Here is a 21,000-nt window from a genome sequence, read left to right on the forward strand (position 1 = left end):
GCGGGCGCATCGGGATCCCGCGACGTGCCGCCCCCGCAGCGCCGCTCCCGATGAACGACGGACCGCCCCCGTCCCCGGAGGGGCGGAGGCGGTCCGTGTCAAAGGGGGCGTCAGCAGCTGCGGGCCGCGTACGCTCCCGTCGCCACCGAGGTGACCTGCTTGCCGTCGACCGTGCCCGTCGCGGTGACGGTGGCCTGGCCGGCCGGCACCGAGGCCGCGCGCGTGGTGAACGCGGCGCTGCCGCTCGCGCCGGGCGCGACTCCGGTGACCTGCTTCGACCCGGAGGGCGTCGCGATGGTCATCGAGACCGGCACGCCGGACTCGTTCTTCGCCGCGACGGTGAGCGTCACCTTGCCGGCGATGCAGCGGGTGGTCGCCGTGACCGCGACCGCGAGGGCGGCGGGCGCCTTCAGGGTCACCGTCACCGTCGTGGTCGAGGTGACGGAGCCGTCGGCCGCGCGGACCGCGATGGTCGCGACTCCGCCGTTCGCCGTCGTCGGCTGGGTGATCCGCACGGTGGCCGCCGAGTCGGTCGCCACTGCTCCGATCACCGGCATCGCCGTGCCCTCGACGGTGACCGCGTAGGAGGTGCGGGCCGGGTCGAACCCGGCGATGCCGGCTCCTCCGACGCGCAGGGCGCCCAGGGTGGCGACCGCGGCGGGCGAGGCGACCGACTCGTAGAGCTTGGTCTCGGCCACGATCAGGTGCGTGTTGTCGTAGGCGTTCATCACGACGCGGAAGGCCTTGGCCGTGACGGGCGCGAACGACGCGACCAGGGTCGGAGCCGTTCCGCCGGCCGGCGACGCGAGGGCCACGGCCGACTCGTAGCCGGGGACCGCGGTCCAGGTCGTGCTGTCGGCGGCCTGGTACTGCAGCTGGTAGGTCTGCGCCCAGCTGGTGCCGCCGTCGGCGAGGAACTGCACCGACACCTTCTCGACCTGGTGGGTCGAGGGGAAGGTGTAGGTCAGCGAGCTCTGCGCGGCCTTGGTGCCGTTGGTCCAGTTCGACCAGCCCTTGTCGCCGTCGACGCCGTTGCGGGTGCGCTCCGGTCCGTAGCCCGACTCCGACGACGACGCGGTCGCGACGATGCCGGCGTCCGGGTTGAAGTTGCGGAGCGTGCCCGTGGTGACGAGCACCGTGAGCGTGGCGGGGAGCGTCGCGCCGTCGGCGGTCGCCGTTCCCGAGACCGTCACCTGCCCGGCCCGGGCGAGGGAGGCGGTGGTGAGCGGCGTCCAGTCCCAGACGACCGGCACCGGGAAGGTGCTGGCCGAGGCGCCCACGCGGGCGGGGACCGTCGTCGGGGCCGAGGCCTTCACTCCGGCGACCGAGGCGCCCGCGGCGGCCGTGACCGACACGGGGTCGGTCGCGGTCAGTCCGCCGACGTCGACGAGCGCGGTGACCGTGATCGTCTGGCCGTAGAGGTCGGTCGCGGTGCCGGGCACCTCGACGCGGCCGGTCGCGCCGTACGCCGAGTCGGCGGGGCGCTGCCAGGTGACGGCGAGCGGTGCGCCGGCTCCCCAGGAGTACTGCGGGGTGATGCTCGCGGGCAGGGTCGGAGCGACGCCCGCGGTGGTGCGGACGGCGATCGTCTGGCCGGCGGTCGGCGCGAGGTCGCGGAGGGACCACGACTGGTTCGCTCCGCCGTTGGAGGTGTAGACGCCGACCGACGCGTTGTCGGCACTGGAGCCGCCGTTCACGTCGAGCGACTGGGCGATCGACTCGTTGACGAGCGAGAAGTTCACGCCGTCGGTGGTGTTGACGATCCAGCGGGTCGCGGCGGTCGTCTTCGCCGCGTCGACGGACAGCGAGCGCAGGTCGGTGCCGGCGGTCGTGGCTCCGAGCACGCGTCCGTCGCCGTTGACGAGGACGACGCGGCGGGTGGCCTCGCGCTCGCCGGCGGCGACCTCGCGGACCGTCCAGGTCTGCTTGGCGGCCGTGGCGGAATCGGTGGCGAGGCCGGTGATCGTGGTCGCGGCGCCCGAGGGGTTGCCGGTCAGGGCCTTGCCGCTCTGGGTGCCGACCAGCTGGTAGCGGTGGCCGTCGCGCAGGGCGGGGGCGGAGTCGGCGACTCCCGAGACTCCGTCGATCGAGAAGCTCGTGACCGACTTGGCGGGCACGGTGATCGTGGCGGTGCGCGAGATGCGGTCGACGCTCACCGGCGTCTTGGCGACCAGGGCGTTGCTCGTGGGAGCGGCGGCCGAGGAGGCCTTCGTGGTGACGTACGGGGTGACCGTCGCGGTGTCGGCGATGGTGCCGAAGCGGGAGAGGTCGAGCACGACGGTCTTCTCGGTCGCGGTGCTGTTGGTGTGCACGACGGTCGCGCCCGAGCCGTCGCCGCGGACGGCGGCAGTGGAGGAGCTGTCGTTGGAGGGCATCAGGTGGTCGCCCTCGTGGATGAACTTGGTGAAGTTCCGGATGGTGTTGAACTTCGAGTTCGTCTCGACGCCGCAGACCGGGGCCTTGGTGGAGTCGCCACCGGCGTCGGCGACGCGGCGGACCGACTTCCAGACCTCGGTTCCGTTCTCCTGGTACGGCTTGCAGTCCAGGTCGATGTAGACGGAGCCCCAGTTGAGGTTCTCGCCCTTGGGCTTGGGCTGCTGCATGTTGTAGTAGTCCTCGACGGGCTGCCAGAGCACCCACGCCTTGGGCTCGAGCTCGCGCAGGTCGTCGTTGATGCGGCCGGCGATGCCGAGGCCGTTCTCCATGTTGGTGGGGTCGAAGCCGGTGACCCAGTTGCCCTCGATCTCGCTCATCCACAGGTCGGTGTCGGCCTGCTTCGCGAGGTCGCGGACCTTGAGGCGGCCCGAGGTGCCGTAGGTGTGGACGTTCATCCGGTCGACCTCGGCGCGGATCGCGGCGGAGTAGGCGGCCCAGTTCGTCGCGAAGATGTCGGGGTTGGTCTCGTCCATCGCGGCGATGCCGGCGTCGGTGGTCGAGGCGTCCAGCACGGCGGCGACGTCGGGGATCAGACCCGCTTGGCGCGTCGGTCCGACGTGCATTCCCTCCTGGCGTCCGCCGGTCGGGACGCCGTTGGAGAGCTGCGTGCCCCAGTAGTTCGTGTTCGGCTCGTTGAAGGGGTCGAGCGTGTCGAACTCGATGCCGTACTCGTCCTCCATGTGCTCGGTGACCTTCACGAGGTACTTCGCGAACTGCTCCTCGGCGGCGGGCTTCAGCTGCTCGCTGTTCGCGTCGAAGCCGCCCGAGACGTAGCCGCTCTCGGTCATGAAGTACGGGGCGGAGTTGGAGAACGCCTCCCAGTGCGAGATCTGCTTCTCCTCGGCGAGCCTCTCGACCCACCAGCGCTGCGTCTCGTCGGCGGTCCAGTCGTAGGAGGCGGGGTCGTCCGCGTTCCACTTGGCCAGGAGCGCGTCGCGGTCGGCGAGCTTCGTGGAGGTGCCGCCGTAGGTCGACGCGTCGCCGGCCGGGTTCGGCTTCCACCAGCCCTCGACGGCGCCGCCCGGCCGGAGGTAGTCCTTCACATCGGAGGCGTTGCCGCCGCCGATGTTGTAGCGGGCGATGTTGAGGTCGAGGCCGCTGTCGCCGAAGACCTTCTGGTAGAGGTCCTCGCGGAGGGCCTCGGGATAGCCGCCGGTCGCGTTCGCGAACCAGACGAGGCTGGTGCCCCAGCCCTCGAACGCCTCACCGGCGGCGGCGGGGTTCGGCGTGATGCGGAACGCGTCCGCGGCCTGAGCGGGGGCCGCTGCGGCGGGGATCGCCAGCAGTGCTCCTGTGGCCAGGGCGGCGCTCGTGGCGAGCGCGGCGACCCTTCTGAAGGACATCGACATTGATGCGGTCTCTCTTTCGCCATCGAAATGCGGGCATGTTCACATGAACGCGCCCTGACGGCCGACTGTACATGTTCACGTCAACAATCGGAAGGTGCTCAGGGGTGGGCGAGGCCCGCAGCGTCGAGAAGCCGGGAGTCGTCGCAGTCGACGCCGAGTGCGACGACTCCTGGAGTGTCGTGGGCATGCGGAGGCGTGCGGCCGCGCGCCGCGACACCCCCGCGCTCAGACGCGGTGCGTCGTCTCCGGGAAGGCCTCGGGCTCGCACTGGATGGTCGCGTGGTCGATGCCGTGGCGCTCGCGGAGGACGGCGAGCACCCGCGAGAGCGCGGTGCGGTAGTCGGCGTCGGGGGCGACGACCACGTGGCCGGTGGCGCTCTCCATGCCCGAGGTGATCGTCCACACGTGCAGGTCGTGCAGCGCGAGCACGCCGGGGACGGCGCAGACGTCGCGCTCGAGCGCTGCGAGGTCGACGTGCGCGGGCGCCGACTCCATGAGGATCCCCAGCGCCTGCCGCGTCAGCGACCAGGTGCGGGGAAGGATCAGCAGCCCGATCAGCACGCCGACGATCGGATCCGCCCACGCCCAGCCGGTGGTGAGCAGCACGATCGCCGCGACGATCACGCCGATCGAGCCGAGTGCGTCGCCGAGCACCTCGAGGGAGGCTCCGCGGAGGGTGATGCTCTCCTTCGCCCCGGCCGACAGCAGGCGCAGGCTCACGAGGTTGACCGCCAGGCCCACGACGGCGGTGATCAGGAGGGGGCCGCCGGGCACCGCGGGCGGCTCGGCGAAGCGGCGGACGGCCTCGACGATCACGAACGCGGCGACCGCGAACAGGAGCAGTCCGTTGGCGAGGGCGGCCAGCACTTCGAGGCGGTAGGAGCCGTAGGTGCGGCCCTTCGCAGCGGGGCGGGCGGCGAGCGAGATCGCGGCGATCGACATCCCGAGCGCCAGCACATCGGTGCCCATGTGCGCGGCGTCCGAGAGCAGCGCGAGCGAGCCCGTCGCGACTCCGACCGCGAACTCGACGACCATGAACGCCGCGGTCAGGACGAAGGCGGCCACGAGCGGACGCCGGTGCCGCGCGGCGGCGGAGCCGGCCGGAACGCCGTGAGAGTGGCCCATCGGCTCCTCCGATCCCTGTTCGTATAAACAGTCTTGCATGCGTTTGGAGCCGAGCGCGAGCGTCCTCAGCCGACCAGCGGGTCCAGCGCCTCGCCGAGGTAGGGCGCCAGGGTCCGGGCGTACGACTCGGTGAGGTGCCCGAGGTCGCGGTACACCTTCACTCCGCCGATCACGAGGGGGCAGCCGCGGTCGTCGCAGAACCAGCGGGTGAGGTCGACGGCGGCGGCGCCCGGCCAGCCCTCGGCGGCGGCGGCCATCAGCTCGCGGTCGGCGAAGGCCTCGTCGAGCGGCACGCTGCAGTCGGCCGCGGAGCCCGGCTCCTCGGCGCAGGCCAGCAGGGAGAGCGAGGGCAGCACCGGATTGTCGCGGATCGCGACCACCGTGGATCCGCGGGCGATCAGCGGCGCCCACGACTCGTGGAACCCGTCGATGCCGGCCTGCTCGTCGGGGGTGCCGGACGCGTCGACGAACACGGACTTCTTCGCGGAGTAGGCGGTGACGACGAGCGCATACGGCTCCTGGCCGGCGAGCTCCTCCTGCAGCTTCCTGTTCCAGACGTCGCAGGAGCGGCGGGAGGAGGCGGAGTCGTCGCGCCGCTCCGCGGTCGAGAAGACGCAGCCCGTCTTGTAGTAGGTGTGCAGGTCCCAGCCGCGCTCCTCCGCGACGCCGCGCAGCGCCGGGAAGAAGGACGCCGCATGCGAGTTGCCGATGAGCAGCACACGGAGGCCGGCGGGATCGCCGAAGCGGCACTCCTTGAGCGCGGTGCCGGAGTTGCCCGTGCTGCACTCGTCGGTGTTCAGCGCGGAGCCGTCCTCCGAGGCGTCGACGGCGGGCAGGCTCGTGGTCCAGGAGTCGGGGCAGGCGTTCGCGAGCGCCGCGGCTCCGACGCAGCCCTCGGTCGAGACGGGGAGGGCGTGCGCGCGGGTGAGGTCGGCGGCGATCGCGGCGTTCGTTCCGGTGAGGCCCGTCGCTCCGACCAGGGCGGCGACGGCCAGCAGGGCCGCCGGGGCGAGCGCGCGGAGGCGGTGCGGGCGCTCGGCGGGGGCGCGGCGGTGGAGGGGGTCCTCGAGGAAGCGCTTCGAGGCGGCGGCCAGGAGGATCGCGGCGGCGATGACGCCCAGGCCCGCCGGAGCGGTCGGGTCCTCGCCGGTGCTCTCGCGCCAGAAGACCAGGAGCGGCCAGTGCCAGAGGTAGATCCCGTAGCTCAGGCCGCCGAGCCACACGAGCGGGCGCAGGGCCAGCAGTCGGCCGACTCCGCGCTCCGGGGCGGGGCCGGTCCCGGCGACGAGCACGAGCACCGCCGAGAGGGTCGGCCAGAGCGCGGCGGTGCCGGGGAACGCGCTCGAGACCTGGAGCACGAATCCGCAGGAGACGACTCCGATCAGCCCCAGCCACCCGGCGACCGTCCGCAGGGCCGCCGGGATCGCCAGTCCCGGGAGCACGAGGGCCGCGAGCGAGCCGAGCCCGAACTCCCATGAGCGGGCGAGGGTGCTGTAGTACGCGGTCGGCTGGTCGATCCCGACCAGCACGACGGAGAACGCGAACGAGAGGACGGTGAGCGCCGCGACGAGCGCCAGCAGGAACCGCGGCAGCTGCGCGCGTCGTCGCAGCAGCACGGCGGCGAGGGTCGCGACGAGCACCAGGGCGAGCCAGACCAGGTAGAACTGCCCCTGCACCGACATCGCCCAGAAGTTCTGCACCGGCGAGTGGAAGTCGTCCTGCGCGAGGTAGTCCACTCCGGCCCGCGCGAGCGCGACGTTCTCGACGTAGAAGGTCGAGGCGAGCACCTCGGTGAAGGTCTGCAGCAGCTGCGAGGGGCGCAGGAGGAGTGGAGCGAGCGCCGCGACGACGACCAGCACCACCGCGGCCGCCGGGAAGAGCCGCGAGGCGAGCCTCCGGAGGAAGGCGATCGGACGCACGCGCCCGAACCGGCGGATCTGGCCGAGGAGGGTCAGGGTGGTGAGGAACCCGGCGATCACGAAGAAGACGTCGACGCCTCCGGAGACGCGGCCCAGCCAGATGTGGAACGTCGCGACCAGGAGGGACGCGACGGCGCGCAGTCCCTCGATCTCGGGCCGGTAGCCGGACGCGTCGGCCTTGCGCACCAGCGCGGACCGGCCGGAGGCGGCGGTGCGGGCGGAGTGGCGGGGCAACGGGTTCCTTCCGTGACGGTCGGCGGGCGGTGGGGCGGGAGCCGTCGATCGTCGGTGTTCAGGATCGCGCTCTCCCGCCCTCAGGGGAACCGTGTCCGGGGTGCTGTCCACCTGGTTGGGGGCTGCGGAGGCGAGGTGCGCGACAGGTGTCCGCTTACTCGGCTGTTCCGGGCCTTCTGAGTGCATCGAGAACTCGGAGGTCGCCGTTCTCGCGCGCGACCACGGCGACTTCTGCGGAGTCGCCGGTGGGCGGGACCGAGGGTGGATCGAAGGCGGGTGGCGCGGATCGACTGGCGCGGATGGACGGGCTTAGGTGAGGTAAGGCTATGCTTACCCGGGCTCCGCGCCGAGACGCGGGTGCCGCCCGCCGACGGACCGGGCCGACGAGCCCTGCCGGCGAACCGCGCCCACGAACAAGGCCCGCGCACCGGGCCGACGACCGACGCCCACGAACCACGGGAGATCCATGTCCACGCACCGACGGCGCCCCGCCGCCCTCGCCCTCGCCGCCCTGACCCTGCTCGCCCTCACCGGCTGCGGCGCCTCCGAGCAGATCGAGCCCGAGAGCACGGCCGCCGCGGGGGAGGGCACGACTTCGTACCCGCTCATGCTGGACAACTGCGGCACCGCGACCACCGTCACCGCCCCTCCGCAGCGGGTCGTCTCCCTCGACCAGAACTCGACCGAGATCCTGCTGTCCCTCGGCCTCGAGGACCGGATGGTCGGCACGGCCTCCTGGACCGACCCCGTGCTCGAGACCCTCGCCTCCGCGAACGAGAGCGTGCCGCGCCTGGCCGACAACGCGCCCACCTACGAGGTGCTGCTCGGTGCCGACCCGGACTTCGTCACCGCCTCCTTCGGCCGGCACTACGCGCCCGAGGGCGTCGCCTCGCGCGACCGCCTCGCCGAGACGGGGATCGGCTCCTACCTCGCCCGCTCCGACTGCGACAACGGAGCGAGCGTCAACGGCGGGAGCGGCACGCGCACCGTCCCGCTGACCGTCGACGTCCTCTACCAGGAGATCCACGAGCTGGCCGAGGTCTTCGACGTGCAGCAGCGCGGCGACGCCCTGGTCGCGCAGCTGCAGGAGCGCGCCGCCGCCGCCACCGAGGGGGTCGACCTCGGCGGCCGGAGCGTCGCCTTCTGGTTCGCCGACACCAAGACGCCCTACATGGCCGGCGGCTACAACTTCGCCTCGATGCTCGGCACCACGACCGGCATGACCAACGTCTTCGCCGACCGCACGGAGGACTGGCCCGCCGTGGGCTGGGAGAGCGTCGTCGCGGCCGACCCGGACGTCCTGGTCCTCGGCGACCTGCAGCGCGACCGCTTCCCCGGCGACCGCCTCGACGACAAGACCGCGTTCCTCCGCTCCGACCCGCTGACCAGCAGCCTGCCCGCGGTGCAGGACGGCCGCTTCATCGCGCTCCACGGCGCCGAGATGAACCCGTCGATCCGCTTCGTCGACGGGCTCGAGAAGATCCGCGCCTGGTGGGACGAGAACGGGGCCTCGCTCTGAGCACGCACACGGGCACGAGCACGGTCCTCGTCCGCCGGGTGCCGCGGGGTCTGGCCGCCGCCGCGCTGGTCGTCGGCGGGCTGCTAGCGCTGGCGCTCTCGGTCGGCGTCGCGGTGACGCTCGGCCCGGCCGACGTCTCGCTCGTGAACGTCCGCGACATCCTCCTCAACCACCTCGGGCTCGCCTCCGTCCCGGTGCGTGCGGCCGAGGACGCGATCGTCTGGCAGGAGCGCCTCCCGCGCGCACTCGTGGCCGCGGCCTGCGGGGCGGGGCTCGGCGTGTGCGGAGTGATCCTGCAGTCGCTGCTGCGCAATCCGCTCGCCGACCCGTTCGTGCTGGGCGTCTCCTCCGGAGCGTCCACGGGCGCGGTGCTCGTCGGCGTGCTCGGGGTCGGCGGAGGAGTGGTCGGGCTCTCCGGAGGCGCCTTCGTCGGCGCGCTGGTCGCCTTCGGCTTCGTGCTGCTGCTCACGCGGTTCTCGGCGGGCGGCACCTCGGGCGTGATCCTGGCGGGGGTGGCGAGCACCCAGCTGTTCTCGGCGCTGACCTCGCTGATCGTGTTCGCTCTCGCCGACTCGGACGAGACGCGCGGCGTGATGTTCTGGCTGCTCGGCTCCCTCGAGGGCATGCGCTGGGACGACGTGGCGCTGAGCGGAGGAGTCGTGCTGCTCGGCTGCGTGGTCTGCCTCGCCGCGGCGCGCACGCTCGACGCGTTCGCCTTCGGGGAGGACGTGGCCGCGTCGCTCGGCGTGCACGTGGGCCGCACCCGCCTCCTCCTGCTGGTGGTGACGGCCCTGCTGACGGCGACCCTGGTGAGCATCGCCGGCGCGATCGGCTTCGTGGGGCTGGTGCTGCCGCACGCCGCGCGACTCGTGTTCGGGCAGCGGCACTCAAGGGTGATCCCGGCGACGATCCTGCTCGGCGCGGTCTTCCTGGTGTGGGTCGACGCCGGGTCGCGGGTGGCGTTCGCGCCGACTCCGCTGCCGGTGGGGGTCGGCACGGCACTCGTCGGCGTGCCGGTGTTCATGCTGCTGCTCCTGCGGCGGAGGGGCCGCTCGTGACGCTCGAGGCCGACCGGGTCTCGTGGCGCAGGGGCGGCCGCCTGGTGGTCGACGGGGTCTCGCTCCGCCCCGCTCCCGGCTCGACCGTCGGACTGCTCGGGCCCAACGGCTCGGGCAAGTCGTCGCTGCTGCGGCTGCTGCAGGGCACCGCGGCTCCGGACGCCGGCGTCGTCACCCTCGACGGCGCGCCGCTCCGCTCGCTCCGCCGCCGCGAGGTCGCCCGGGCCGTGGCCACGGTGACGCAGCAGGCCGAGACGGAGGCGGACCTCCCCGTCCGCGACGTCGTCCGGCTGGGGCGCACCCCGCACCGCTCCCTCCTGGGCGGGGACACGGCCGAGGACCTGCGCGCGATCGATCGCGCCCTCGAGCAGGTGGGCCTCGAGGCGAAGGCCGACCACCTCTGGCACACCCTCTCGGGCGGCGAGCGGCAGCGCGCGCACATCGCCCGGGCGCTCGCGCAGGAGCCGCGCGAGCTGCTGCTGGACGAGCCGACCAACCACCTCGACATCCGCCATCAGCTGGAGCTGCTGGCCCTGGTGCGGGCGCTGCCGGTGACCACGGTCGTCGCGCTGCACGACCTCAACCTCGCGGCCCTGTTCTGCGACGCGCTGCTGGTGCTGCGCGAGGGGCGCGTGGTCGCGGGCGGCACCCCGGAGGAGGTGCTCACTCCGGCGCTGATCGCGGACGTCTACGGGGTGCGCGCCCGCGTGATCGTCGACGCCGGACGGCCGCACGTGCTGTTCGACTCCTGATTCCGCTGCCGCATCCTGACCCCACTGCCAGACGATCGTCGATCAGTCAACGGCCTCGTCCACTTCTGGCAGCGCGTTCTACCGTCGGTGAACCGGCTTCGAGACCTCACAGGAGAGGTCCTCCTCGCGCTGGGCGAGGTGAACTCCTGACGGAGGTCGATGGACGTGCCGGTGACGGCGAAGGGGAGTCGAGAGATGTCCAGAGACGACGTGGCACCGGGGCAGTTCGCGCGGTTCGTGAAGTGGGTCAACAAGGCCGACGGCTGGGAGCCGCAGTACCTGCGCGGGCGGGTCGTGGCCAAGAAGGACGGCGAGTGGATCGTCGCGGTCGACGGCGAGGAGCGCCGGATCGTGAAGAAGGAGTGGAGCGTCTACCGCTGACCCTCGGGGAGGACTCGTGATGCTGCCCGACCGGCGCACGCCCGAGATCAGAGAGGCGCGTCCCGGAGTCTTCGTGCTCGAGCTGCGCCGCACCCGCCGCCGGCCCGCCGAGGAGCTGGGCGTCCTGATCCGCACGGGCACGACCTGGACGGTGCTGGGCCCCGAGGGCGTGCTCTCCGACGTGCCGAGCTTCCACGACGCCGTGGCGGCCCTGCGCGAGTAGCGAGGCATCACCGAGGTACCCGCGGCCCCGCTGAGTCGCCCGAGACGGTCGCCCTCTCCGGCGTGTCGACGGCCGTCCCGGGCACCTCAGCGCGGAAGGGGGCGGCGCGGCGGTGGTGCCGCCGAGGCGTGGGCCCGCCGCGCCTACAGCTGGCGGCCCGGACGCTGCACACCGACGACGGTGACGGTCAGCGACGCGGAAGTGCTCTGCGCGGCGGACGGCGCGGACTCCGAGAGGCGCACGGTCAAGCGGAGGTGGTCGGTCGCTCCGACGGAGAGGGCGGGGGAGCCGGGCAGGTCGAGGCGGGAGGCGGCGGGGCGGTCGGCCGACACGGTGGTGACGGTGCCGGGGCAGGTCGCGGCATCGGCCGACCAGGACAGCGAGCAGCGCTCGATCGCGAGCTGCAGGCCGTCCGAGAGGTCGGTGCCCGTGGCCGTCTGCAGCTGGAGGGCCGACATCGGCAGGGTCCCGGCGTTCGTCAGGTCGAGGAGGCGCCGGGCCGTGCCGCCGGGGACGAGGCCCGCGACGGGGACCGGCACGGTCGTCGCTCCGGTGCCGGTGAACGTCGCGATGACGGTGCCGGAGGCGACCCGCGCGCTCACGGAGCCCCGGTCCAGGAGCACGGCGGTGGCGGTGGCGGCGGCGCCGAGGACGAGCGCGCCGGCGACGAGTCCCGCCAGGCCGGCGCGGGAGACCACGCGGCGGCGGACCTCGGGGGAGTGGCGCGGGGCTCCGCGGTCGCGGGAGGACGGCCGGGCGCTGTGCCGTCCGTGCTCAGCGGGCGGACGCAGGGGCTCCGGGGGCGGCGTGCCGTCCGACGAGCGGTGCGCGCCGCTCACGGGGCGACCTCCGCGGGGTGGCGCCAGATGGCGATCAGGAGCGCGCCCACGATGACCGCGCCGCCCGCGGCGAAGAGCGCGAACCGCGCCTCCGGGTGGGCGAGGCCGATGCTCGGCCAGCCCAGCAGCGGCACCACCGAGCTCTCGCGCCAGATCCGCTCGTCCGCGATCGTCACGATCCACGGGTCGGCCGACTCGTTGTTGTCGCCCTTGGTGGTGAGCGCCAACTGGCCGGGCTCGCGGCCGCGGAGTGCCGCCGCCTCCTCCTCGGAGTAGACGAGGGTGACGCGGTGGATGACGCGGCGGCCCGGATCGTCCGGGTCGGTGAAGACGATCACGTCACCGGCGCGGATCGCGGCCTGGTCGACGGGCAGGGTGACGGCGAGGGAGCCGACGGGCATCCCGGGCGCCATCGAGTTCGACAGCACCGGCACGAGCCGCACGAGACCGAGCGCGGAGAGGACGAAGACGGCGATGCCGGCGACGGCCACGATCGTGACCAGGCCGCCGAGGAGAGCGCGGAGGGCCTTCACGCCTGCTCCCTCCGGTGACGACGGCGCGCCGCCGCGGCGAGCAGGGCGCCCGAGCCGAGGGCGAGCATCCCGCCCAGGAGCGCAGCGCCCAGGTCGCGGCCGGTGACGGCCAGCCCGCCGCCCGCCGCTCCGGGGAAGGAGCCGGGGCCGGGCGTCGCGGAGGGATCCTCCTCCGTCGTGCCCACGAGCACCCGCAGCGACGCCGCCGCGAGCTCGGTCCCGTTGCCGGCCGACTCCGGGAACAGGACGCGGACGCGCACGCCCACGGTGGCCCCGCGCTCGAGCGGACGGACACCGTCGAGCCGGCCGAGCGTCGCCGCGGGCCCGGATCCGAGCGGCACAGCGTCGTCGGGGCAGAGGTAGCGCTCGACCGTGCGCCCCCCGTCGACGACCTCGGCGACGGTGAACGCCGAGCCGCAGAGCTCGACGGACAGCTGGAGGCCGTCGCGCGGGTCCTGCGCCAGCGTCCCTCCGTCGACCGCGAAGGCCACGGAGACCCCCTGCGGCGACAGGCCGGTGCTGGTCACCTCGACCGCCCACTCGGCGCGGTCGCCCGGAGCGAGGTCGGTGAGGGATCCGGGTGCCGAGAGCTCGCGCACGTCGAGCACGCCGACGGGCTCGGCGCTCGCCGCGGGCGCGAGGAGCACCGCCGCGAGGACGGCGACGAGCGCACGGGCGTGGGGCATGGGGACGACTCCGGGAGGGGGATGCCTCCGCCCCGCGCCGGTGGCGGCCGGGCAGGACGGAGGCGGTGGGGGACGGTCTACTTCTGGATGCCGGCGCGCTGGATCGCGGCGGCCGTGAAGGTGACCGTGGCGGAGGCGTTCTCGTACGCGTTGTCGGCCGCGGTCGGCAGGACGAGCTCGATCAGCGTGTTCAGCGTCACATCACCGGCGTCCGAGGGGAAGGTCCCGGTCGTGGTGGGGGTGATGCCGAAGTTCGCCGGGGTGAAGTCGACCGCGCCGGCCTGGCCGCCGATGGACGACAGCTTGCCGGATCCGGTGACCGTGGTGGTCCCGCTGCAGGAGTACGGGCCCGCCGGAGTCGTGGTGGGGGCGGTCGTCCAGGCGGTGGAGCAGGTCAGCAGGCGGTAGTCGAGGCCGTTCGGGCCGGAGACGAGAGACTGGCCGACACGGTTCTGGTCGGTGGTGTCGGATCCCACGACGTCGTTGGTGACGGCCTGCGAGAAGCGCACCGACGAGACGAGGTCGCCGTCGTTGGTGGCGTTCGGCAGGACGATCGTCACCGGGCGCTGGATGGTGTCTCCGGGCGCGATGTCCGTCACGATGAAGGTGCCGTCGAGGTTGATGTCGAGCTGTCCGGCGTCCGCGGTGACGCTGGCGGTCCCGGAGTCGGTGAACACGGCGAAGGCGCCGGCGCCGGCGAGGGCTCCGGCGGCGAGGAGGACGCCGCCGGTGAGGGCGATCTTCTTCCAGGGGCTGCGACGGGTGGGTGCTGTGGTGGTCATGGCGACCGTTCCTTTCTGGTGGGTGGTGCCCGGTGCGGGCGTGGTCTCCCTCACGAGGACATGTGCAGGACGAGAGGGGTGTCGGCGGGGAGGCATCAGCAGCCTCCGGCGGTGGTGACGGCCGGCTGGGCGACGGCGATCGAGGCGGCGGACGCGACTCCGAGCCAGCGCTGCAGGTCCGGGCGGACCCGCCACTGGTAGCTGCGGCCCTCACCGACCCGGTCGTCGGTGAAGCTCGTCGCGGAGGCGGCGGGTGCCGCGATCACGGTCCAGGGGCCGGGCGTCGTCCCCGCGAGGCGGCGCTCGAGGGTCCAGCCGGTCGCTCCAGCGGCGGCCGACCAGCTCACGAGGGTGCTCGGCCGACCGGCCGTGCAGCTCGCGACGGGCGTGGCGACCACGGAGGAGCTGGTCCAGGCGCCGGGCCCGACCGCTCCGCTCGTCGTGCCGGTGCCGGAGAAGCCGCGCCGGACGAGGGGGGCGGGATCGACCCACACCGTGATCGTGCCGCCCGCCGTGAGCGCGCCGTCCGTGACCGTGTACGCGATCGTCGCGCTCCCGGTCCAGCCGTCGGTCGCGGGCGTGTAGGTGCACGTGGATCCGGAGCAGGAGAAGGTGCCGCGCAGCCCGGCCGAGACGCTCGTGCCGGCCAGGGCGAGGGTCGTGCCCGGGTCCTCGTCGGTGTCGTTCGCGAGCGGAGCGACGGTGACGGCGGGGCCGCCGGTGGTCGCGACCACGCGGTCGGGTCGGGCGACCGGCGCGCGGTTCAGCGCGGTGACGGTGACCGTGACCCGCACGTTCCAGGTGCCGTACTGGCCCGAGAGCGAGTAGTCGAAGACGTCGGTGCCGACGAAGGCGGCGATCGGGCGGTAGGTGCACTGGCCGCGGGTCGCTCCGCTCGCGACGCAGGAGACGGAACCCTGCACGGGAGTGGCGGGGGCGGGGGTCGCCGCCCCTCCGATCGCCCTCGGGGTCGCCGAGAGCTGAGCGCGCGAGAAGGTCGCGCCGGTCGCGGCGGGCCCGTCGTTCGCGAGCACGTCGATCACGACCGATCCGCCCTGCACGACCGTCGCGGCGTCGGCCGCCGGATCGGGGATCACCGAGATGCTCACCGAGGCGGTGCGGGTGAACGCCCCGCCGGTCGGGCCGGTCGCCGTCGCCGTGGCGGTGTTGGCGATCGTGCCGGCGGTGACGTCGGCGGCGGTGGTCGTGTAGGCGGCGGTCGCGGTGACGACCTGGCCGGGCAGCAGTCGTCCGGAAGTGCCCGGCCAGGAGTAGGTGAGAGCGGAGAGCCCGCTCTTGGGGTCGCTGATCGCGACCGCGGTGAGGGTGGTGGTGCCGGTGTTGGTCGCGCGGAAGGTGTAGGTCACCACGGTGCCGGCGGCGCTGATGAAGGCGGGGTTCGCGGTCTTGGTGAGCGCGAGGTCGTTCGTGCGGGTGATCGTCACCGTTCGCGAGGCGGTGGCCGTGACGGCGGCGCCCGTCGGAGGGGTGCCGGTCGCGGTGGCGGTGTTGAGGACCTGGCCCGCGTCGACGTCGGCCTGCATGAGCGTGTACGAGGCGGTCGCCGTGACCGACTGGCCGATCTCGAGGCGCCCGGCGGTCCCCGGCCAGGAGTAGGCGAGCGCGGAGAGCCCGCTCTTGGGGTCGGTGACCGCGACGGCGCTCAGCCCGGTGTTGCCGGTGTTGGTGGCGGAGAAGCTGTAGGAGACGGTCGAGCCCACGGCGGCCCCGGTCGGGATCGTGCCGTTCTTCGTCAGCGAGATCGAGGGCGCGTAGCGGATCGGCGTGGTGGCCGTGGAGGTCGCGGTGACCGTCACGGGCGAGGCTGCCAGCGTGCGCCCGCTGACCGTGGCGGTGTTGGTGACGGCCGTGCCCTTGTCGATGTCGGTCTGCAGCACCGTGTACGGCGCCGAGGTGAAGGTCGCGCTCGCTCCGGGTGCGAGCTGAGTCGAGGCGGGCGTGATGCCGGTGACCTTCGGGTCGGCGACGGCGACCGTCTGCAGCGTGACGTTGCCGGAGTTGAGGGCGAGGAACGAGTAGCGGATCTGCTCGCCCGGGTCGGCCTGGGCGTTGCCGTTCGTGTCGGTGAGCAGGGCGGTCTTGGTGAGGGTCAGAGCGGGAGCCGGGGTGGCGATGGGGGCGGTGGCGGTGGCGGTCCTGCTCGTGACGGGGGTCGTCGTCACGACGTTCGAGATCGTCTCCGTCTTCGTCGCTGCAGCGGTCGCCGTGTTGACGAACGAGCCGGCCACCGCTTCGGCGGCCGTGACCGTATGGGATCCCGTGCAGATGGTGGAGGCGAGCGGGAGCAGGGTCGTCGTCGGACAGGAGATGCTCGCGGCCTTCGGGTCCGTGACGACGATGCCGGTGAGCGTGCCCCGGATGGACCCGTTCGTGACGACGAACTGGTAAGGGATGACGGATCCCTCGGCGTAGGCGACGGGCTGCGTGGTGGTGCGGTCGATCTGCTTGACCAGAGTGATGTCGTCGAGAGTGTTGATGGACGAGACGGAGACGTTGCGGACGAGGTGGGTGTCGTTCGATCCACCGGTGGACGCCGTGAAGCCGAGCTTGTAGGTCGAGGGCGCTGCGGTCGGCATCGTGAACTGCATCAGCTGCGTCAGCGCGGAGGCGGCCATTCCCGCCGAGGTGCCCCAGTAGACCGTGACGACGGGGGAGGCCGTGGCGGACACGGTGATCCGCACGGTCCTGCCGTAGCTCGCGGGCGGATTGCCCGACGAGACGGTGATCGGGGTGCGGACGGAGGTGAGCGTCGGCGGCGGCGCGGCCTGCAGGAAGCAGTAGCCGGTCTGGCCCTGGCCTGCACCGCGGGCGACGATCTGATTCGCGACCTGGCCCTGGCCTGAGCCGGAGGGGCACCCGAATCCGAGTCCGTAGGTGGGCGGGGCGTTGGGTGTCGTGCTCTGCGTGGGAGGTCTGGCCGAGAAGTTCCCGTAGGCGTCGATGCCGATGCCGAGATAGCCGCCGTTCACACCCTCGACGGTCGCGGACTGACCGTAGCCGAGCGAGCCGCCAGGGGCTCCGGCCGCCGTCAGTGACTTCGAGCCGTCCGTGAGGAAGAAGCCGATGCCGTCTGCTCCGAGGAGGCCGAGGGCGGAGCTGTACTGGTACTGGTCGAACTGGACGTCGATGCCGCCCATCGCGGGGATCGGCCGGTTGAAGACCGCGCCGCCCTTGGCGTTGTTCCGGGCGTCGGTGAGCTGCAGGAAGCCCGGACTCGTCGCGGCGGCGGGGGCCTGAGTCCGGTTGGCGCAGACGCCGAGATTCGAGGAGCCGGTCGGCGGAGCAGTGGTCGCCGCCGTGATGCAGGCGCCGTCGAGCGCCTGCCACGCCGAGTCCGCGACGCTGATGCCGCCGAACCCCTCCTGGAGCAGGACCGTGGCCGCGGCGGCCCTCGACGCGGGCAGGACCACGAGGACGGCGGCGAGCAGGAGCAGCACGAGGCCGAGGGCGATCGAGCGGTCGTGGCTCGGCCGGGCATGCGCGTTCGACACGGATCGACCTCCCCCCGGGGCGCCTCGCCGGGCCTTCCGGATGGAGCGGGATCACGATAGGTCGCAGCTCGGAGGCGCCCTGTCCCCCTGAGACGGGACGTGGGCGGCGGACGACGGGCCCCCGATCCGGTGGGCACGCAGAAGGGGGAGAGCAAGCGCTGAACCAGCGCTCAGGTGGTGTCCAGAAAACGCGACCTATCCGGGGCTCCCCCGCGAGAGTGTTGACGTGCGCACGGCCCTCGCGCCGGGCTCAGGGCGGCCTGGATCCGTGCCGGCCCCGCGGGACCCCGGAGTTCCGCCACCGACACGATGCGGTTCCGCTCCCGTGGCGGGCATCTCCGGAGCAGTGGCGCGAGATAGCGCTCTCACCAGGACCTTCTCGCATCCCTCCGCCGCTCCACGCCAGGTGGGAGCGCCGCCGCGGGTGTCCCTGAAGCGGGTCTGGCGGTCGCGCAGCGGACGCGGGAGGATGCATTCGCGCCTGCCCGCCCGCACGGTCCCCCGAAGGACCGCACCGCGCCCCCTCCACGGTGGTCCGATCCGGACCGCAGCACCCCCCTCACACCTTCCGGTCAGGCTCCGCCGACCGAGCAGCCCTCTCCACGTCGGGATCCCATGTCCTCTCCTGCGCGCCACAGCCGCCGTCTCGTCCTCACCGGAGCCGCCCTCGGCGTCGGATCCGCCTTCGCCTACGCGATGACCGCGTCCGCGGCGCCCGACTACAGCGTGATCCCGCCGCTGCCCAACGAGCTCGGGCGCAGCGACACGGCGATCTCGCGCGTGGGGAAGAAGCCGTACCAGATCATCGACGTGATGATCGGCACCGACCGCGCGCGGCTCTTCGTCCCGCACACCGCGGCTCCCTCGCAGCGGATCGGCCGGGTCGTCTACTGGTACTACCACGCCAACGGGAGCACCTACGCGGCCCTGTCCGGCGCCTACCAGTACAGCGCTGACCAGGCCGTCGACAAGGGCGTCATCTCGATCTGCCCCAACTACGGCGGCAGCATCTACACGAACAAGCGGGCCGTCGCCATGCAGGTGGACGCGGTCGCCTGGTTCCAGAAGACGTGGCGGATCGGCGCGAGCTTCCTCCGCTCGAACTCCGGCGGCGGAGCGCTGCTCTGCTGGGCGTACGGCAACAAGCTGGTCCCCGAGATCCGCGGCGCGTACCACGCGGCCGGCGTCTACGACATGGCCGACATGGCCCGCCGCGATCCGGGGCGCGTCCTGCCGGACTACGACAACGACCCCTCGACGATCCCGGCGACCGACCCCGCGCTGCTGCCGCAGGCCTCGTGGGCGGGGGCGCGGATCCGCACGACCGGCTCGACGGAGGACGTCCTCGTCCCGATCGCCGTGCACGGAGGGGCCTGGGTCGCGCTCGCGAAGCCCGTCGCGAAGGAGGCTGTGGTCCTCTACACGCCGACCGACGGCGCTCCGAACGGCCACAACGTGCCGAGCCTGACGAACAAGGACATGCTCGACACGTTCGACCGCTGGCTCGCGGAGCAGCCGGTCGTTCCGCTGCCCGACGAGCCCGCCTCGTCGATCCCCGGCGAGGGCACGTACCAGAACTACTCGCCGCTCATCACGACGGCGGGCACCTGGAGCACGATCTCCTCCTCCGCCGACAGCGGCGGGAGCATCAGCTACTCCAGCTCGGCCGGAGCGTCCGCGAGCTTCCGCTTCTCGGGCACGGGCGTCAGCTGGGTGAGCCGGATGACGGCGACCTCCGGCATCAACGAGGTGCTGCTCGACGGCGTCCTCGTCGCCACCGTCGACCGCTACAGCCCCACGACCCGCTCGGGTCAGACGGTGTGGACGAGCGGACCGATCGCCGTCGGCACCCACACGGTCACGATCCGCCGCGGGACGACGCGCAACCCGGCGTCCACCGGGTCCACCCTGATCCTCGACGCCTTCGTCGTGACCGCGGGGACCGTCTCCACGTCGACCCCCACCCCCACCGCGACGGCGTCTCCGACCAGCACGCCGACGCCGACGCCGACGGACACGCCGACCCCCACCGACACGCCGACTCCGACCGAGACCCCGACGGCCACGTCCACGCCCACCCCGACCTCGACGCTGCCGGCGGCGGGGACGTACCAGAACGGAGCCGCCGTCATCGCGACGGTCGGCACCTGGGCGACGCTCTCGAGCACCGCCGACAGCGGCGGCAGCATCTCGTACTCCAGCACCTCCACGGCCTCGGCGACCCTCCGCTTCCGGGGCACGAAGGTCAGCTGGGTGAGCCGGATCACCCCGACCTCCGGCATCAACGAGGTCCTGATCGACGGCGTGCTCGTCGCCTCCGTCGACCGCTACAGCGCCACGAACCGCTCGGCCCGCACCGTGTTCACCAGCAGCACCCTCAGCGCCGGCGAGCACACCATCACCATCCGCCGCGGCAGCAAGCGCAACGCCGCCTCCACGGGCAACTCGCTGATCCTGGACGCCTTCGTCGTCGTGTGAGCCGCTCGGGCGCCCGAGCCGCCCGCGTGATTCCGGACAGAGGACGCGGGCGGGCTCGGGTGGCCGGGTGTGCGGGGGCTCGTGGAGGGGGCCTTTGTCGCTGAGTCGCTCGCTCGGCGCCCACTGCGTCGAGTCGCCCGTGTCGAGTCGCCCGAGAATGCAGTTGTTTCAACGTTCTCGGGACCAATTCGGGCACCTCAGCGGGCTTCGCGCGAGGCGGCCCGTGCGAGCATGCGGGGACGAGAACGCTGATCCTCGGAGGAACGGGCTGGCTCGGCGGGCACCTCGCGGCGGAGGCGCTGCGGCGCGGCCACGACGTGACCTGCCTCGCGCGGGGGACGGCCGTGCCCGCGGGGGTGTCCCTCGTCCGGGCCGACCGCGACCGCGAGGACGCCCTCGACGCCGTGGCTGCGGCATCGTGGGACGCGGTGATCGACGTCTCCTCGACCCCGCAGCACGTCCGCCGATCCGTCCGCGACCTGCGCTGCAGCGCCTACGTCCTCGTCTCGACCACGAGCGTCTACGCCGAGAACGCGGTCGTCGGCGCGGACGAGGACGCCGAGCTGCTGACTCCCTCCGACGATCCCGCCTCGTACGGCGCCGCGAAGGCCGCCTGCGAGCAGGCCGTGCTGGCCGGATCCGCGCCGTCCCTGATCGCGCGCGCCGGCCTGATCGGCGGCCCCGGCGACCCGACGAGCCGCTCCTCCTACTGGCCCTGGCGCTTCAGCGCGCGGTCCGGGCCCGTGCTGGTGCCGGATGCGCCCGAGCTGCCGACGTCCGTGGTCGACGTGCGGGACCTCGCCGCATGGCTGGTGGCGTCCGCCGAGGCGCGGGTGGCGGGCGTGATGAACGTCTGCGGGACCCCCGTGCCGTTCGGCGAGCACCTCGCCGCGGCGCGGAGCGGATCGTCGGCCGAGCCGGTCGCCGTGCCGCAGGAGTGGCTGCTCGAGCGTGGCGTCGGCCAGTGGGCGGGCGCCGGCTCGCTCCCGCTGTGGATCGCGGACCCGGACTGGCGCGGCATGAACGCACGCTCGACGGCACGGGCGGAGGCCGCGGGCTTCGAGCGCCGCGAGCTCGCCGAGACGCTGCGGGACGCGGCGGCCGCGCACGTGCCGGGACGCGGCGCCGGACTGGGGGAGGAGCGGGAGCGGGAGCTGCTGGGGGAGTGGGGTGC

At 73.2% G+C, this 21,000-nt stretch carries 15 protein-coding genes; 7 read left to right on the forward strand and 8 right to left on the reverse strand.

Annotated features, from left to right (window positions below; all coding sequences use genetic code 11):
* Window positions 1-110: 110 nt before the first annotated feature.
* From C5C69_RS13305 to C5C69_RS13315, 3 genes are all read right to left on the reverse strand, one after another.
* Window positions 111-3,779 carry a glycoside hydrolase gene (locus C5C69_RS13305; RefSeq protein ID WP_181067849.1) on the reverse strand — a complete coding sequence of 1,223 codons (3,669 nt, stop codon included), beginning with the start codon at window positions 3,777-3,779 and terminating at the stop codon, window positions 111-113.
* A gap of 231 nt (window positions 3,780-4,010) precedes the next feature.
* Complete coding sequence (locus tag C5C69_RS13310; RefSeq protein ID WP_104226358.1) at window positions 4,011-4,910, reverse strand: cation diffusion facilitator family transporter; 900 nt, start codon at window positions 4,908-4,910, stop codon at window positions 4,011-4,013.
* A 65-nt stretch (window positions 4,911-4,975) separates the two neighbouring features.
* On the reverse strand, window positions 4,976-7,063 hold the full coding sequence (locus tag C5C69_RS13315) for an acyltransferase family protein (protein ID WP_181127064.1): 2,088 nt from the start codon (window positions 7,061-7,063) through the stop codon (window positions 4,976-4,978).
* Between the two features lie 466 nt (window positions 7,064-7,529).
* Here C5C69_RS13315 and C5C69_RS13320 point away from each other — a divergent pair, with 466 nt between their 5' ends.
* The 5 genes from C5C69_RS13320 to C5C69_RS13340 all read left to right on the forward strand — a co-directional run bounded on the left by C5C69_RS13320 (window position 7,530) and on the right by C5C69_RS13340 (window position 10,996).
* On the forward strand, window positions 7,530-8,582 hold the full coding sequence (locus C5C69_RS13320; protein WP_104258089.1) for an ABC transporter substrate-binding protein: 1,053 nt from the start codon (window positions 7,530-7,532) through the stop codon (window positions 8,580-8,582).
* Window positions 8,555-9,640 (forward strand): iron ABC transporter permease, encoded by a 1,086-nt coding sequence (locus tag C5C69_RS13325; protein ID WP_104258090.1) that lies wholly within the window; start codon window positions 8,555-8,557, stop codon window positions 9,638-9,640. The genes C5C69_RS13320 and C5C69_RS13325 overlap by 28 nt, the downstream gene beginning before the upstream one ends.
* The gene (locus tag C5C69_RS13330; RefSeq protein ID WP_104258091.1) at window positions 9,637-10,392 is read left to right on the forward strand and encodes an ABC transporter ATP-binding protein; all 756 of its coding nucleotides are present in this window, start codon (window positions 9,637-9,639) and stop codon (window positions 10,390-10,392) included. The genes C5C69_RS13325 and C5C69_RS13330 overlap by 4 nt, the downstream gene beginning before the upstream one ends.
* Window positions 10,393-10,587: 195 nt before the next feature.
* The gene (locus tag C5C69_RS13335) at window positions 10,588-10,773 is read left to right on the forward strand and encodes a hypothetical protein (RefSeq protein ID WP_104258092.1); all 186 of its coding nucleotides are present in this window, start codon (window positions 10,588-10,590) and stop codon (window positions 10,771-10,773) included.
* A gap of 19 nt (window positions 10,774-10,792) precedes the next feature.
* Window positions 10,793-10,996, forward strand: a complete 204-nt coding sequence (locus C5C69_RS13340) for a hypothetical protein (RefSeq protein ID WP_104234084.1) — start codon at window positions 10,793-10,795, stop codon at window positions 10,994-10,996.
* 143 nt (window positions 10,997-11,139) lie between these two features.
* Here the strand turns inward: C5C69_RS13340 and C5C69_RS13345 are convergent, their stop codons facing one another.
* The 5 genes from C5C69_RS13345 to C5C69_RS13365 all read right to left on the reverse strand — a co-directional run bounded on the left by C5C69_RS13345 (window position 11,140) and on the right by C5C69_RS13365 (window position 17,348).
* Window positions 11,140-11,835: a peptidase gene (locus C5C69_RS13345; protein ID WP_104258093.1), complete on the reverse strand. Its 696-nt coding sequence runs from the start codon at window positions 11,833-11,835 to the stop codon at window positions 11,140-11,142.
* The gene (locus C5C69_RS13350; protein ID WP_104234082.1) at window positions 11,832-12,368 is read right to left on the reverse strand and encodes a signal peptidase I; all 537 of its coding nucleotides are present in this window, start codon (window positions 12,366-12,368) and stop codon (window positions 11,832-11,834) included. The genes C5C69_RS13345 and C5C69_RS13350 overlap by 4 nt, the downstream gene beginning before the upstream one ends.
* Window positions 12,365-13,054, reverse strand: coding sequence for a hypothetical protein (locus C5C69_RS13355; protein ID WP_104234081.1), 690 nt, complete (start codon window positions 13,052-13,054; stop codon window positions 12,365-12,367). The genes C5C69_RS13350 and C5C69_RS13355 overlap by 4 nt, the downstream gene beginning before the upstream one ends.
* 77 nt (window positions 13,055-13,131) lie before the next feature.
* Window positions 13,132-13,836: a TasA family protein gene (locus C5C69_RS13360; RefSeq protein ID WP_104226366.1), complete on the reverse strand. Its 705-nt coding sequence runs from the start codon at window positions 13,834-13,836 to the stop codon at window positions 13,132-13,134.
* A gap of 95 nt (window positions 13,837-13,931) precedes the next feature.
* Entirely contained in the window at window positions 13,932-17,348 is a 3,417-nt protein-coding gene (locus C5C69_RS13365; RefSeq protein ID WP_104258094.1) for an Ig-like domain-containing protein, read from the reverse strand.
* Between the two features lie 615 nt (window positions 17,349-17,963).
* Between C5C69_RS13365 and C5C69_RS13370 the strand changes: the two genes are divergently transcribed.
* Window positions 17,964-19,826 (forward strand): hypothetical protein, encoded by a 1,863-nt coding sequence (locus C5C69_RS13370; RefSeq protein WP_104258095.1) that lies wholly within the window; start codon window positions 17,964-17,966, stop codon window positions 19,824-19,826.
* Window positions 19,827-20,125: 299 nt separating this feature from the next.
* A partial coding sequence (locus tag C5C69_RS13375) for an oxidoreductase (protein ID WP_258067532.1) occupies window positions 20,126-21,000 on the forward strand: 875 nt, incomplete at its 3' end.

It is taken from the genome of Rathayibacter sp. AY1C7, from assembly GCF_002931865.1.
In the GTDB taxonomy this organism is placed as follows: Bacteria; Actinomycetota; Actinomycetes; order Actinomycetales; family Microbacteriaceae; genus Rathayibacter.

Bases quoted from the DNA above. Each gene is read 5' to 3' on its own strand.
- C5C69_RS13370 (WP_104258095.1), top strand. From the start codon at position 17,964: ATGTCCTCTCCTGCGCGCCACAGCCGCCGTCTCGTCCTCACCGGAGCC.
- C5C69_RS13335 (WP_104258092.1), top strand. From the start codon at position 10,588: ATGTCCAGAGACGACGTGGCACCGGGGCAGTTCGCGCGGTTCGTGAAG.
- C5C69_RS13320 (WP_104258089.1), top strand. From the start codon at position 7,530: ATGTCCACGCACCGACGGCGCCCCGCCGCCCTCGCCCTCGCCGCCCTG.
- C5C69_RS13340 (WP_104234084.1), top strand. From the start codon at position 10,793: ATGCTGCCCGACCGGCGCACGCCCGAGATCAGAGAGGCGCGTCCCGGA.
- C5C69_RS13305 (WP_181067849.1), bottom strand. From the start codon at position 3,779: ATGTCCTTCAGAAGGGTCGCCGCGCTCGCCACGAGCGCCGCCCTGGCC.
- C5C69_RS13310 (WP_104226358.1), bottom strand. From the start codon at position 4,910: ATGGGCCACTCTCACGGCGTTCCGGCCGGCTCCGCCGCCGCGCGGCAC.
- C5C69_RS13360 (WP_104226366.1), bottom strand. From the start codon at position 13,836: ATGACCACCACAGCACCCACCCGTCGCAGCCCCTGGAAGAAGATCGCC.
- C5C69_RS13355 (WP_104234081.1), bottom strand. From the start codon at position 13,054: ATGCCCCACGCCCGTGCGCTCGTCGCCGTCCTCGCGGCGGTGCTCCTC.